General features: G+C 66.1%; 14 protein-coding genes and 2 pseudogenes. 6 read left to right on the top strand and 10 right to left on the bottom strand.

The features are described from left to right. Nucleotides 1-140 precede the first annotated feature (140 nt). Both EKE94_RS17695 and EKE94_RS17700 read left to right on the top strand, forming a co-directional pair. Nucleotides 141-1214: a bifunctional transcriptional activator/DNA repair enzyme AdaA gene (locus EKE94_RS17695; RefSeq protein WP_127907968.1), complete on the top strand. Its 1074-nt coding sequence runs from the start codon at nt 141-143 to the stop codon at nt 1212-1214. Next, entirely contained in the window at nt 1211-1972 is a 762-nt protein-coding gene (locus EKE94_RS17700) for an isocitrate lyase/PEP mutase family protein (protein ID WP_127907969.1), read from the top strand. The genes EKE94_RS17695 and EKE94_RS17700 overlap by 4 nt, the downstream gene beginning before the upstream one ends. Before the next feature lie 466 nt (nt 1973-2438). Here the strand turns inward: EKE94_RS17700 and EKE94_RS17705 are convergent, their stop codons facing one another. After that, a complete protein-coding gene (locus EKE94_RS17705) occupies nt 2439-3242 on the bottom strand; it encodes a hypothetical protein (RefSeq protein ID WP_127907970.1) in 804 nt (267 codons plus the stop codon). 89 nt (nt 3243-3331) lie between these two features. Here EKE94_RS17705 and EKE94_RS17710 point away from each other — a divergent pair. Then, nucleotides 3332-3427: pseudogene (locus EKE94_RS17710) on the top strand (IS5/IS1182 family transposase); the annotation flags it as partial. Nucleotides 3428-3507: 80 nt separating this feature from the next. Here EKE94_RS17710 and EKE94_RS17715 read toward each other — a convergent pair. From EKE94_RS17715 to EKE94_RS17750, 9 genes and pseudogenes are all read right to left on the bottom strand, one after another. Further along, nucleotides 3508-4401, bottom strand: a complete 894-nt coding sequence (locus EKE94_RS17715; protein ID WP_127907971.1) for a DUF2189 domain-containing protein — start codon at nt 4399-4401, stop codon at nt 3508-3510. Beyond that, nucleotides 4395-4565 (bottom strand): hypothetical protein, encoded by a 171-nt coding sequence (locus EKE94_RS18740; RefSeq protein WP_164871017.1) that lies wholly within the window; start codon nt 4563-4565, stop codon nt 4395-4397. Before EKE94_RS18740 ends, EKE94_RS17715 begins: the two co-directional genes overlap by 7 nt. Beyond that, nucleotides 4555-5445 carry a cytochrome-c oxidase, cbb3-type subunit III gene (ccoP, locus tag EKE94_RS17720; protein WP_127907972.1) on the bottom strand — a complete coding sequence of 297 codons (891 nt, stop codon included), beginning with the start codon at nt 5443-5445 and terminating at the stop codon, nt 4555-4557. The genes EKE94_RS18740 and ccoP overlap by 11 nt, the downstream gene beginning before the upstream one ends. After that, on the bottom strand, nt 5436-5606 hold the full coding sequence (locus EKE94_RS17725; RefSeq protein ID WP_127907973.1) for a cbb3-type cytochrome c oxidase subunit 3: 171 nt from the start codon (nt 5604-5606) through the stop codon (nt 5436-5438). The genes ccoP and EKE94_RS17725 overlap by 10 nt, the downstream gene beginning before the upstream one ends. 4 nt (nt 5607-5610) lie before the next feature. Further along, nucleotides 5611-6438 carry a cytochrome-c oxidase, cbb3-type subunit II gene (gene ccoO / locus EKE94_RS17730; RefSeq protein ID WP_127907974.1) on the bottom strand — a complete coding sequence of 276 codons (828 nt, stop codon included), beginning with the start codon at nt 6436-6438 and terminating at the stop codon, nt 5611-5613. Nucleotides 6439-6443: 5 nt separating this feature from the next. Beyond that, nucleotides 6444-8120 (bottom strand): cytochrome-c oxidase, cbb3-type subunit I, encoded by a 1677-nt coding sequence (gene ccoN, locus EKE94_RS17735; RefSeq protein WP_127907975.1) that lies wholly within the window; start codon nt 8118-8120, stop codon nt 6444-6446. After that, nucleotides 8117-8302: a cbb3-type cytochrome oxidase assembly protein CcoS gene (gene ccoS / locus EKE94_RS17740; protein WP_127907983.1), complete on the bottom strand. Its 186-nt coding sequence runs from the start codon at nt 8300-8302 to the stop codon at nt 8117-8119. The genes ccoN and ccoS overlap by 4 nt, the downstream gene beginning before the upstream one ends. Then, nucleotides 8302-8680: pseudogene (locus EKE94_RS17745) on the bottom strand (DUF488 domain-containing protein). Before EKE94_RS17745 ends, ccoS begins: the two are co-directional and overlap by 1 nt. A gap of 8 nt (nt 8681-8688) precedes the next feature. After that, entirely contained in the window at nt 8689-9177 is a 489-nt protein-coding gene (locus tag EKE94_RS17750) for a group III truncated hemoglobin (protein WP_235856088.1), read from the bottom strand. Between the two features lie 124 nt (nt 9178-9301). Here EKE94_RS17750 and EKE94_RS17755 point away from each other — a divergent pair, with 124 nt between their 5' ends. The 3 genes from EKE94_RS17755 (at nt 9302) to EKE94_RS17765 (ending at nt 12107) form a co-directional block, all read left to right on the top strand. Further along, nucleotides 9302-9580 carry a DUF6522 family protein gene (locus EKE94_RS17755; RefSeq protein ID WP_127907976.1) on the top strand — a complete coding sequence of 93 codons (279 nt, stop codon included), beginning with the start codon at nt 9302-9304 and terminating at the stop codon, nt 9578-9580. A 139-nt stretch (nt 9581-9719) separates the two neighbouring features. Further along, nucleotides 9720-10868, top strand: a complete 1149-nt coding sequence (nirK, locus tag EKE94_RS17760; RefSeq protein ID WP_127907977.1) for a copper-containing nitrite reductase — start codon at nt 9720-9722, stop codon at nt 10866-10868. A 408-nt stretch (nt 10869-11276) separates the two neighbouring features. Further along, nucleotides 11277-12107: an SUMF1/EgtB/PvdO family nonheme iron enzyme gene (locus tag EKE94_RS17765; protein WP_127907978.1), complete on the top strand. Its 831-nt coding sequence runs from the start codon at nt 11277-11279 to the stop codon at nt 12105-12107. Nucleotides 12108-12318: the final 211 nt, after the last annotated feature.

A 12318-nucleotide genomic window follows, 5' to 3' on the forward strand; every position in this document is an offset into this window, starting at 1 on the left:
CCTGCTCCGAAACTGCCATTCCCTGCGGCTGGCGCGAGCGGCGGCTCTGCGGGACATAGCTGCCGTTTGGTCCAGCGCGAAAAAGAATAGACGCCCGAAAAGCGGCGACGCGGCGCATCAGACGGGAGTAGAACATCCTCATGTTGTTTGATCTCCCTGACCACCAAGCCCTCTATGCCGCGTTGCTGGCCCGCGATCCTCGCTTGGACGGGCAGGCCTTTGTCTGCGTGTCCTCCACCCGCGTGTTCTGCCGGCTGACCTGCCCCGCACGGAAGCCGAAGGCGGAGAACTGCATGTTCTTTGCCACGATCGGAGAGTGCATCGAGGCGGGCTACCGCGCTTGCAAGCGCTGTCACCCGCTTCAGGCTGCGGCCTTGGCCGATCCGACCATCGCCGCCCTGCTTCATGCGCTGGACGAGCGGCCGGACCTGCGCTGGTCCGAGGGGCATGTCGAACAGCTGGGCTATGATCCGTCCACAGTCCGGCGCAGCTTCAAGCGACAGTTCGGCATGACGTTTTTGGAGATGGCGCGCCAGCGCCGCCTGCGCGAGGGGTTCGCGACGCTCGCAACCGGCGGGAAGGTCATCACGGCCCAACACGAGGCGAGTTTTGAATCGTCCAGCGCCTTTCGCGCGGCTTTTGCCCGTCTTCTGGGCTGTGCGCCTGCTGATCTCCGGGCGGATCGGCTGCTGCGGGCGACGTGGATACCCACGCCCTTGGGCGACATGATCGCGGTCAGCAGTCGCAGTCACTTGCACCTGCTGGAGTTCATAGATCGAAAAGGGCTGCCCGCCGAACTGGCACGATTGCAAACCATGTCGAAGGAGGGACTCGGGATTGGCCCCATGCCGCCCTCGGAGCAGGCGGCTGCGGAACTGGCCGACTATTTCGCCGCTCGCTCGGAGCGATTCGAGACGCCGCTAGCCCTCTCCGGAAGCGCCTTCATGCAGGACGTCTGGGGCGCCCTTCGCGAGATACCGGCAGGTGAGACACGCAGCTATTCCGACATCGCGCGGCAGGTCGGCCGTCCCTCGGCCGTGAGGGCTGTCGCCCGCGCCAACGGGGCCAATCAGATCGCGCTTATGATCCCCTGTCACCGTGTCATCGGCGCTGACGGCTCCCTTACCGGCTATGGCGGCGGTCTCTGGCGGAAACAGCGGCTCATAGAGATCGAGCGACAGCTCAAGACAACGAAGAAGGAAAGCACTGCATGACAGCTCAGATCGACAAGGCCGAGCTGTTTCACCGCCTGCATGTCCCGAATGACCCGCTTGTCCTCTACAATATCTGGGATGCCGGCAGTGCGAAGGCGGTGGTCCGCGCCGGTACCAAGGCCGTCGCGACCGGAAGTTGGTCGGTGGCGGCGGCTCAAGGGTATGAGGACGGGGAGGAACTACCTCTCGAGGATGCGCTGGCGGTTGTTAGCAGGATCGTGCAGAGCGTGGATTGTCCTGTCACAGTGGACTTCGAGGGAGGATATGCTGCCGACCCCGACACGGTAGGCCGCAACGTCCGCCGCCTTTTGGCGCTTGGCGTCATCGGTCTGAACTTCGAGGATCAAGTCGTGAACGCACCCGGCCTCTACAGCATCGAGGATCAGGTGGAACGGTTGCGCGCTGTCCGTGCCGCTGCCGACTCTCTTGGTGTTCCCGTCTTCCTCAACGCCCGCACGGATGTGTTCCTGAAGGCAGCGCACGATGCGGATCATGCCGATCTCGTCGCCGATGCCCTCGCTCGCGCCGCTGCCTATGCCGAAACAGGCGCGGATGGGTTCTTCGTGCCGGGACTGACAAACAAGACGCTCATCCGAAAGATCTGCGAGACGGTCTCGCTTCCGGTCAACGTGATGGTCGCTGACTCTTCGGGTAGTGGTGATCTGGCAAGCCTCGGCGTTTCACGCATTAGCTTCGGGCCCCATCCGTATATCGGATTGAACTCCGTCTTGGAGCACGAAGCAGGTGCTTGTGTTTGAAATCAGCCCCCGCGTCAGTGCGCGGGGAACGGTCTACCGAATGTCGTGGCAGGGCTCTTTCCAGCCATTCGCCACGAGCTGCCTGAACGGCAGCTTCGGACGCTGCCGGGCGCCACGCGACCCGTCAGGGGCAAACCTTTCTGACGAGAGAGGCAATCTCGGCGCGGGGCGGAGCTTCCGCATTTTTGTATTGAAACGATACTTCCCCGCCCGAGAGGCAGGACTTGGTGACGTTTCCCGCCCGGTGATGGACGACATCACATTGTCCTGCCCTTGTCTTCAGAAGCGTTGCCTGTGACCGGGTGGCCTGCGCCGAAGCGGCCATTCTTTGTGGCGCTCGCAAGCGTCGGTTGTGCAGGACCGATCGAGCTTTGCTGAACGAGCGCCACGGACTGGTTACCGCAGGCCTCAAAAACGGGTGTTTCGAACGCTCTGTTCAGGCGTCATCGTGGGTGTGCGGTACGCATCACTGCCCGAGGCCGCACATGGGCGGGCGCAGCTTGCCGCGATCCTGCATCGTCATATCGACGCGAAAATCGGAGGCCCAAGCCAGTATCATCAGCTCCATGAATAGAAAGGCATTGACCGCATGGTCGGGGTATTCGGACGTGATTAAGTCGACGCCTTGCATCTCAAGCGTCGCTTGCTGTGCCTTGAAGGATTGTCCGTTGGAACAGGTTACATCAGTTCCGCTTGTGCGCACATACTTGTCGAAGTTTGCGTCAGTGACATAGGCATGGGTTGCCGTCAGATCATCGATGTTGGGAAGCTCTGCGCAAGCCCCGCGCACGACCTGCCACGATACGGGCGTATATAGGGGATCGGGCGAATAAAACCTTAGCTCGCCACTGGTGATGTGCTTTGCCAGAAAGGCAACGAATTCATCATTTGCTTTGGCGCTATCGTCTGGATACGCCTCAATGAAAGCTTTGGACGGCTCTATCAAATAGCATCCGGGTTCGTCGGGGTAGGCGTCGATATCCGAGATGATCGCCTGGATCCTTGGGTCATCCAATGACCATGCGTCCTCGATATCGGGAAGCCGCATGGTGCAAATGCTTGCATCCAGGACAGTGTAATCTCCCACCCGCACCGCGAGATTGTCGTCCAATGCGTCCTGCACAAAAGCCGTGACTTGCGCGCTCGACACTCCCTCAGCGTGGGTCGCTGGCCCGACTGTACAGCCCTGCCGAGCGAGGAGATCCACGACATCCTCGTCTGCGAAAGCTGGGCTGGCAAGGATAGTCAATATCGCGGCAGCGGTTCTCATGCATTTCTCCTGTTGATTGGACTGAGCTCCTGCACGCAGAGATCATCGTATTCGAATATCAGCAATCTTGCATACCATGTCTTGAGCGCAAGGATTTGCGGAGGAGTGTGCCCCGTTACGACCGCTGCCTACGGACTTTCTTCTCAGCAATCGCACGCGCTGCGACCGTCATCCTCTGGCTTTGATATAGAAGGAGCCCCAACCCTAGACCTCCTGAGCGGGGTGCGTGGACATATCTCCCGCTAACCGAGGTAGACTTCCCCCGTCACGCCGGGGGGATGAACATGCGGGGGTCGGGGACGGTTTCGGCAGGGGCGCGCAGGGTGCGGTAGGCGTGCCAGGTCGCGTGGCCGAGGAGCGGGAAGACCAGGATCAGGGCCAGTCCTAGAGTCAGCAGGCTTAGCGCGAAGAGGGCCGCCGTGATGGCGCCCCAAGCGATCATCACGGGCCGGTTGGCCCAGACCATCGCCATGCTGATGGCAAGCGCCGAAAGCGCGTCCGTCCGCTCGGCCAGGAGCATCGGCATGGAAAAGACCCCGATGGCGAAGGCGAAGGCGGCGAAGAGCGCGCCGACCGCCGCGCCGACCAGCAAAAGCGCCCAGCCGGTGGGCGTCAGAAGCAGCATGGGCAGGATCTCGTCCGTGCCCGGGAAGGCCACCATGCCGAAGAACAGCGCGTAGATCAGTACCGCGGCGCGCATCCACAAAAGGAAGAGGCCCAGCAGCATCACCCCTGCGAAGATCCCCGACGGGCCCGAACGCAGACGCACGAAAAGCATCGGCGGAAGGCCAACCGGCAGGCCCTCTTCGATCCGGCGGCTCTTCTCGTAAAGCCCCGCCGCGATCATCGGCCCCACGACCAGGAAACCGGCAAGCGCCGGGAAAAGCGCGTAGTCGGCTTCGAAGCGGAAAAGACCCCAGACCAGCGCAAGCGACACGAGGAAGACCCCGAGGCCATAGGCGAGGCTGGGCAGCGGTGCCGTCCAGAGGTCGCGCCAGCCCAACCGCAGCCAGCCGAAGGCGGTGCGCCAGGGCAGGTCGCGCGCATGCGAACGCGGGCGGGGCAGGGGCGGGACGACCTCGGGGATCACGCCCGCCGCATGCGGATTGTCGGGCTGCGTCGGGTCGGATCGGGTCGGGGTATCGGACTGGCTCAGCATGACGGTTTCGCCGGGCGGTGATGGCCGGCGCCCTCCTTGGTGGCGATGCAGGTGGGTTGCGACGACAGCGAGACCGACACGAGGTGGACGTTCGCCGCCACGAAGATCGCGGTGACCAGCGCCGCCGCCGCGAGGGCGAAGAGGCGGGGCCGGTCAATCGCCATCGGGCCCCCCCTCGGCGTCCGCCAGGCCGGTGATGTAGAGTGCCAGCATCTTGCGCTGCGCGAGGGTCAGGCGATCCTCCCACGCGGGCATCCAGCCCTGGCGGCCATCGTGGATCGTCTTGAACAGGGCCGCGTCGCTGCTGCCGTAGATCCATGCGTCGTCGGTGAGGTTCGGCGCGCCCAGCTCGGGCGTGCCGGTGCCGTCCTCGCCATGGCAACTGGTGCAGTTGTCGGAGAAGAGCGCCGCGCCCGCGTCCAGCCGCGCAGGGCCGGCGCCGCTGTCGAGGCCGGCCAGCGACTGGACGTAATCGGCGAGGATGCGCACTTCGTCGCGGCTGAGGATGCCGTCGCGGCCGAAGGCCAGCATCTGCGCGAACCGGGTTTCGGGGTGGGGGGAATTTACGCCCACGCGCAGGGTTTCCAAGATCGTGTCATCCGCGCCGCCCCAGATCCACGCGCCGTCCGTCAGCGACGGATAGCCTGGGCCGCCCTCGGCCCGCGCGCCGTGGCAGGCCGCGCAATTGTCGCCGAAGAGGGCGGGCGCGGTGCGGTCCACATGCGCCATCAGCATGGACTCGTCGCGGATCTGCTCCAGATCCAGCGCGGCGATGCGGTCCGTCCAGACGCCGCGGGCGGCATCGGCGGCGACCACCTGTCTTTCGACCCTGTCCTTCTGGTCGATGCCCAGAAGGCCGCGGGTATAGTCGTTGATGCCGGGCCAGGCGGGCATCAGCACCCAGTAGATCACCGCCCAGACGTGGGTGACGATGATGAAGGCCCAGACCGCGCGCGGCACGCGGGTATTGAGCTCGGTTATCCCGTTCCATTCGTGGCCGGTGGTCTGGTGACCGGTCAGCGGGTCGCGTTCCTTTACCGACATGGTCCCTCCTCGTCGTCCAGGATGCTCTTGGCGGCCTTGTCGAAGCGCCGGCCGAGCGATGGCCAGAAGGCATAGGCGGTGATCCCCGCCGAAAAGGCGATCAGGTAGAACAGTCCGAAGGACTTGGCGATCGCCGCGGTGAGCGCGTGGGTGATGTCCATGGGCCTACTCCGTTCCTGTCGGCTGGGGGGCGGGGCCTGCGACGGCGGCCCGGGCGTCCTGCGCCCCCGCCGGCTGCGTCCTTTCCGCCGCGTCGGTCAGGCCACCCAGGATCTGCAGGTAGGCGATCAGCGCGTCCATCTCGCTTACCCGGTCCTGCTGGGCCGAGAAGACGCGGATGTTGGTGTCGTCCCCGTAGCGGTCGATCACGCCGTCGGCGCCTTCGGTGAAGGGCCGCGCCTGCCCGCGCGCGTCCTGGGCGGCGTTGTCGATCTGCGCGTCGGTGTAGGGCACGCCCACGGCCCGCAGCGCGGCCAACCGGGCGGGCAGGCTTTCGGTGTCGAGCGTCTTGTCCAGAAGGAAGGCATATTGCGGCATCACCGATTCCGGCACCACGGCGCGCGGGTCGATCAGGTGACGCAGGTGCCAGTCGTCGGAGTATTTCTGCCCCAGCCGGGCGAGGTCCGGCCCCGTCCGCTTCGACCCCCACAGCATCGGATGGTCGTACTTGGATTCCACGGCCAGCGAATAGGGGCCGTAACGGTCCACTTCGTCCTGAAGCGTGCGGATCATCTGGGAATGGCAGGCATAGCAGCCTTCGCGCACGTAGATGTCGCGCCCGGCCTGTTCCAGCGGGGTATAGACCCGCATGTCGGGTGCCGCCTCGACCGTGTCGTCGATGGTGAAAAGCGGCGCGATCTCGACGAAGCCGCCCACCCCGGCGGCCAGGATGATCCCGAAGGTCAGGGCCATCGAATGCCGCTCGGTGCGGTAGTGGGTGCGGGCCTGCAGATCGAAGAGGCGGGCGAAGGGGGAAAGGATCTTGCGGAACATGGCGCTTACTCCGCTGCCGGAACGGCGGGTTCGGCCGCCTCGGACGAGGTGGGGCGGTCACGCGGGGGGGCGGATGCGGGATCGGCCGCGGGGTCTGCTGCAGGGGCGTGACGGATGGTCAGGTAGACGTTGATCGCGGCCAGGATCGCGCCGGTCAGGAACAGCAGTCCCCCGAAGGCGCGGGCGACATAATAGGGGTGCATGGCCACCAGCGTGTCGGTGAAGGAATAGGCCAGCGTGCCGCTGTCGGTGTAGGTGCGCCACATCAGCCCCTGCACGACGCCGCTGTTCCACATCGCGAAGACGTAGATGACGGTCCCGCTCAGGGCGAGCCAGAAGTGCCATTCGACCAGCTTCCACGAATACATCCCCTCGCGCTTCCACAGCAGCGGCACGACGGAATAGATCGACCCGAAGGTGATCAGCGCGACCCAGCCCATGGCGCCCGCGTGGACGTGGCCGATGGTCCAGTCGGTGTAATGCGACAGCGAGTTGACGGCGCGGATCGCCATGAACGACCCTTCGAAGGTGGACAGCCCGTAAAACACCGCCGCCACCATCATGAAGCGCAGCGTGGCGTCGTCGCGCACCTTGTGCCAGGCGCCGTTCAGCGTCATCAGCGCATTGCCCGCGCTGGCCCAGCTGGGCACCAGCAGCATGACCGAGAAGGTCATGCCCAGCGTCTGCACCCAGTGCGGCAGCGCAGTGTAGTGCAGATGGTGCGATCCCGCCCAGATGTAGAAGAACACGATGCCCCAGAAGGACAGGATCGACAGGCGGTAGGAATAGATCGGCCGCCCGGCCCGTTTCGGCAGGAAGTAGTAGAGCATCCCGAGGAACCCGGCGGTCAGGAAGAACGCCACCGCGTTGTGCCCGTACCACCACTGCGTCATCGCGTCCTGCACGCCCGCGAATGCCGAATAGCTCTTGGCGCCGGCAAGGCTGGCGGGCACGGCCAGGTTGTTGACGATGTGCAGGATCGCCACCACCAGGATGAAGGCCAGATAGTACCAGTTGGCGACGTAGATGTGCGGCTCGTTCCGGCGGGCGAGGGTGCGGATGTATAGGATGAAATACGCGACCCAGACGATCACCAGCCAGATGTCGGCGTACCACTCGGGCTCGGCGTATTCCTTCGACTGGGTGACGCCCATCAGATAGCCCGTCGCCGCGATCACGCAGAAGAGGTTGAAGCCCAGCAACACGAACCAGGGCGACACGTGCCCGGCCAGCCGCGCCCGGCTGGTGCGCTGCATCACGTGGAAGGACGTGGCGATCAGCGCGTTGCCGCCAAAGCCGAAGATCACGCCCGATGTGTGCACCGGGCGGATGCGGCCGAAGCTGGACCACGCCGCGTCGAAACGCAGCTCGGGCCAGGCCAGCTGCGCCGCGACCCAGACGCCCATGCCCATGCCCGCCACGGCCCAGAAAAGCGCGATGATCAGGCCGACCTTGGTCGGGTCGTCGTAGTAGCTGCGGCTGCGGTCCTCGGTCGGTTCGGGTTCGCCCATGGCGCGCAGCACAAAAAGCGCGGCGGCACAGGCGGCGATCAGGACGATTCCGCCATGGGTGCCGAAGGGGTCGCCATGCCCCGCCGCGGCCATCAGCAGTCCGACCAGCGCGACGATGACGCACAAGGTCATCGCAAGCTGGCGTTCGGGGCCTGTCAGGCGCTGCATCATCTTGCATACCTCCGGTCGGTGTCGTCAGGGGCGGGAAGCGGGCGGTCGTCGGTCTGAAGGATGCGGTGGGCGTCGCCCTCGGGGTCCTCGAACTGGCCGTTCCTGAGCGCCCAGAAGAACACCGCGACCCCCGCCGCCCCCATCACCAGCGTCACGGGGATGAGCAGCGCGAGGATGCCCATCACGCGCCGCCCCCCTTCAGCCGCTGGGCCAGGTAGTCGCGCAGCACCACCGCCTGGTTGTGGTCGCGGTCGCTGGCCGAGAACAGCAGCGTCACCGGCCCCTTGCTGCACCAGTCCAGGCACTGCCGGGTCGCTTCGGGGGCCTGCGACAGCTCGTGCAGGTAGCGGTTGCGGAATTCGCCCCACTTGTCCGGGTCATGGCCGAACCACTTGCGCAGATCGTCGCTGGGGGGCGACGCCGCGGATCCAGTCGTCGTGCCCCAGCGCCTCCTTCGAGATGCCGCGCGGCCAGATGCCGTCGACCAGCAGGCGGGCGCGGCCATCCTTCGGATCGGGGTCCTGCACGCGGGCGATGTCGATGTCCGGGGTCTGCGTCATGGGGGGCCTCAGGTCAGGTTGGGAACGCCGGTGGTCCGGGCGTCCTGAACGGCAAGGTGAAGCGACCGCGCGATGCGCTCGGCCCGCTCGGCCACGTGGGCGGCGCCCACGGGGGTGCAGACCTCGTCCGCGGTGGCGCGGAAGAGGGCCAGCCAGCGGTCGAAATGCGTCCGGTCGATCGGCAGTCCCGCGTGCTTGGGCACCGGTGCGCCGTGATAGCGCCCGGTCATCAGCGCGACCGAGGACCAGAAGGTCGTCATCCGCTCAAGATGCGGGGGCCAGTCGTAGATGCGTGCGGCGAAGATCGGGCCCAGAACCGGGTCCTGCCGGATGCGGGCGTAGAAGGCATGGACCAGGTGGCGCAGCACGTCGTCGTCCAGCCCCGTCCGCGCCTCGATCTCGGCCGTGATCTGCGGCCGGACCGAAGGGCTGCGCGACGGTGGTGTCGCGGGCAGATCCGTACGCGAATCGGGGGGCTGGGGGCAGGAAAGTGTCATCGGGGGCCTTTGTCGCGGTTGCGTCGCCGGGGTAAAATCCTTAATCGGTATTGTAAATACCTATTCAGATCCGGCGCGATCGGACAGATCCGCGCAGGGAAGGGCGGTCGGCGCAGGAGGCGGGATGACCACGATATCAAGAACGGAAGACGGCTTTGTCGTCGATGCCGGGGTCATCGCTGAGGCCTTCGGCATCACCCCCGATCAGGTCCGGGACGAGATGCGCGGCGGCGGCATCGCCACCCGCTCGGAAACCGGGGAGGGGGCGGATGCCGGCCGCTGGCGCATGACCTTCTTCCGGGGCGACCGCGCCTTCCGCCTTGTCGTCGATGCCGCCGGCGCGGTGCTGTCGCGCAGCAGCTTTCCCATCGCCCCCCGCGGGGCGGGGCGGCCCCCGGCCTAGGCCGGCGCGCCCGGGGCGCGCGGAAAAGATCCCCGGCACCTTCGAAAATCTTAACGAACTTGTTCCTGCGCAAAGTCCGCCGCGACGGGGGTGGCTAGGGTCTTCTCAAACGCAACACGGATCCAAAAGGAGACTGGACGTGCTTACGAGAAGAGCTGCATTGATCGGAGCCGCGGGCGTTGCAGCCGCACCCATCCTGGCCAAGGCGGCCAAGGCCGATGAGATAATGGATACCTCGATGGCCGAGTCCGTCGATCTGTCGAAGCTCAAGCGTGTCAAGCACCGGCTGGTGCGCCCGCCCATGGTGCACGACCACGAACAGACCGCCCCCGCCGAGCCGCGGATCGTCGAGTTCGAGATGCAGATCGTCGAGAAGGAGGTCGAGGTCGACAGCGGCGCCTACCTGCAGGCGATGACCTTCAACGGGTCGATCCCCGGCCCGCTGATGGTGGTGCACGAAGGCGACTATGTCGAGCTGACGCTCTACAACTCGCCTGAGAACATGATGCAGCACAACATCGACTTCCACGCCTCGACCGGCGCGCTCGGAGGCGGCTCCCTGACGCTGGTCAACCCGGGCGAGAAGACGACGCTGCGCTTCAAGGCGACCCGCGCGGGCACCTTCGTCTATCACTGCGCCCCGGGCGGCCCGATGATCCCCTGGCACGTCGTCAGCGGCATGTCGGGCGCGATCATGGTCCTGCCGCGGGACGGGCTGAAGGATGACCGGGGCAACCCCGTCAGCTACGACAAGGTGTTCTACATCGGCGAAAACGACTTCTACATCCCGAAGGATGAAAACGGCGATTACAAGCGCTTCTCGGACGTGGGCGAAAGCTATCCCGACACGCTCGAGGTGATGAACGGGCTGATCCCCAGCCACGTCGTCTTCAACGGCAAGGTGGGATCGCTGACCGGCGACGGCGCGCTGCACGCCAACCAGGGCGAGAAGGTGCTGTTCGTGCACAGCCAGGCCAACCGCGACAGCCGTCCGCACCTGATCGGCGGGCACGGCGACCTCGTGTGGGAGACGGGCAAGTTCGCCAACCCGCCCGAGCGCGACCTTGAAACCTGGTTCATCCGCGGCGGCTCGGCCGGGGCGATGCTCTACGAGTTCCTGCAGCCGGGCGTCTATGCCTACGTGAACCACAACCTGATCGAGGCGGTGAACCTAGGTGCGACGGCCCACGTGGTGGTCGAGGGGACCTGGAACAACGACCTGATGGAACAGGTGCAGGCCCCGACCGAGTACGACGCCGCTTACGAGGGCAAGACGGCCCTGCCGTAAGGCAGCGCGAGAGGGGGCAAAGCGCCCCAGCCCTGAGGGTGGCCGCCGGAGGGGCGGCCGCCACTACTTGCCCGGCGGCGTTGCCCGGGGCCACCCCGGACGGCCCCCTTGATTTCGCGGGGACGTTCCGGGCACAGCCTAAGGCCGCTCCCCGGGGTCGCAATTCGCCGGCGGGGGGGCGTCTTTTTCCTCAGCGCGGATCGCGTCTGCCGGTTGCCGGGACACCTTCGAAACATAGGAAAGGGCGCAAGGCACGGCCCAAGGGACAGCGGTCGGATCGAAAACGCCATGGCGTGAAGGCCCGGCGCAGATCCCAAACCCCCACCGATCACGCCCCGCCGCGCCCCGCCGCGCCTTCGGGCCTTCCGAGGGCCTGAAACCCCTTTTCCGCCCTGGCACGAGGATGCCATGAAACGCACCGTTTCCCTCTTCGGGCTCCCCGGCCTCGCCCTTTCGGGGCTGGCCGTCGCCGCGCTCGCGGGGTTCGGCGTCCTGTCGCGCGATCCCGGGCCGCCGCCCTTCGACGCGCCGGCCACCGTGACTGTCCCGGCGGGGACGGTCGACTGGCGCCCGCTGGGCAATTTCTCCTACGAGGGCAAGGCGCGGACCCCGCGTCCGATCGCCACCGACGTCGCGGGCTTCGAGATCATGCAGCAGCAGGTCACGCGCGCCCAGTACGCCGCGTGCATCGAAGACGGCGCTTGCACCCCGGTGCCCACCTCCGCCGCCTCGGGAAAGGATCTGCCGCAGACGCATGTCAACTGGTACGACGCGACTGCCTTCGCCAGCTGGTATGCCAAGCGGACGGGCCTGCCCTGGCGCCTGCCCACGGATGTCGAATGGCAGCTGGCGGCGGGCGCGCGCTACGGCGACGCCGCCGCCCCGCCCGAGGCGCGCGATCCCGGCCAACGTATGCTGGAAAGCTACAGAAGCGGCGTCTTCCTGCGCGGCAGCGCCAGCCTTCCGGTCCGCCCGGCGGGGGCCTTCGGCAAGAACGCCCGCGGGATCGAGGACATGGGCGGCAACATCTGGGAATGGACGGACGGCTGCATGAAGAACGGCCGCATCGCGCAAAGCGGCCGGGTGACGCTGACGTCCGATTACTGCGGCGTGCGCATCGCGGGCGGCCGTCACCGCGCGGCGATCATCGACTTCGTCCGCGACGCCAGCGTCGGCGGCTGCGCCGTCGGCCTGCCCCCGGACCACCTGGGGTTTCGTCTGGTGCGCGGGGAGGGGTGAGAGGCGGAGAGTTTGGTAGGGGAGACGACAGAAAGGGTGCGGAGAGCTGCCAATCGCTGCACCTTGGACGAACGGCAGGAATGCGCGAGAAGCGGACGGTCGCGCCTCTGCTACGACCCGTCTGCAACGCGCAGGGGGCCGGAATTTGCAAAATTTGAAGGGTGGCCCAAAGCCAACCTTGGTACACTCCTAGGCTCTGGACTCATTGAGT

The organism is Mesobaculum littorinae (genome assembly GCF_004011175.1).
GTDB classification, from domain to species: domain Bacteria; phylum Pseudomonadota; class Alphaproteobacteria; order Rhodobacterales; family Rhodobacteraceae; genus Tranquillimonas; species Tranquillimonas littorinae.

Excerpts from the sequence above, each read along its gene's own strand:
- EKE94_RS17695 (WP_127907968.1), top strand. The coding sequence starts at position 141 with ATGTTGTTTGATCTCCCTGACCACCAAGCCCTCTATGCCGCGTTGCTG.
- EKE94_RS17700 (WP_127907969.1), top strand. The coding sequence starts at position 1,211 with ATGACAGCTCAGATCGACAAGGCCGAGCTGTTTCACCGCCTGCATGTC.
- EKE94_RS17705 (WP_127907970.1), bottom strand. The coding sequence starts at position 3,242 with ATGAGAACCGCTGCCGCGATATTGACTATCCTTGCCAGCCCAGCTTTC.
- EKE94_RS17715 (WP_127907971.1), bottom strand. The coding sequence starts at position 4,401 with ATGCTGAGCCAGTCCGATACCCCGACCCGATCCGACCCGACGCAGCCC.
- EKE94_RS18740 (WP_164871017.1), bottom strand. The coding sequence starts at position 4,565 with ATGGCGATTGACCGGCCCCGCCTCTTCGCCCTCGCGGCGGCGGCGCTG.
- ccoP (WP_127907972.1), bottom strand. The coding sequence starts at position 5,445 with ATGTCGGTAAAGGAACGCGACCCGCTGACCGGTCACCAGACCACCGGC.
- EKE94_RS17725 (WP_127907973.1), bottom strand. The coding sequence starts at position 5,606 with ATGGACATCACCCACGCGCTCACCGCGGCGATCGCCAAGTCCTTCGGA.
- ccoO (WP_127907974.1), bottom strand. The coding sequence starts at position 6,438 with ATGTTCCGCAAGATCCTTTCCCCCTTCGCCCGCCTCTTCGATCTGCAG.
- ccoN (WP_127907975.1), bottom strand. The coding sequence starts at position 8,120 with ATGATGCAGCGCCTGACAGGCCCCGAACGCCAGCTTGCGATGACCTTG.
- ccoS (WP_127907983.1), bottom strand. The coding sequence starts at position 8,302 with ATGGGCATCCTCGCGCTGCTCATCCCCGTGACGCTGGTGATGGGGGCG.
- EKE94_RS17750 (WP_235856088.1), bottom strand. The coding sequence starts at position 9,177 with ATGACACTTTCCTGCCCCCAGCCCCCCGATTCGCGTACGGATCTGCCC.
- EKE94_RS17755 (WP_127907976.1), top strand. The coding sequence starts at position 9,302 with ATGACCACGATATCAAGAACGGAAGACGGCTTTGTCGTCGATGCCGGG.
- EKE94_RS17765 (WP_127907978.1), top strand. The coding sequence starts at position 11,277 with ATGAAACGCACCGTTTCCCTCTTCGGGCTCCCCGGCCTCGCCCTTTCG.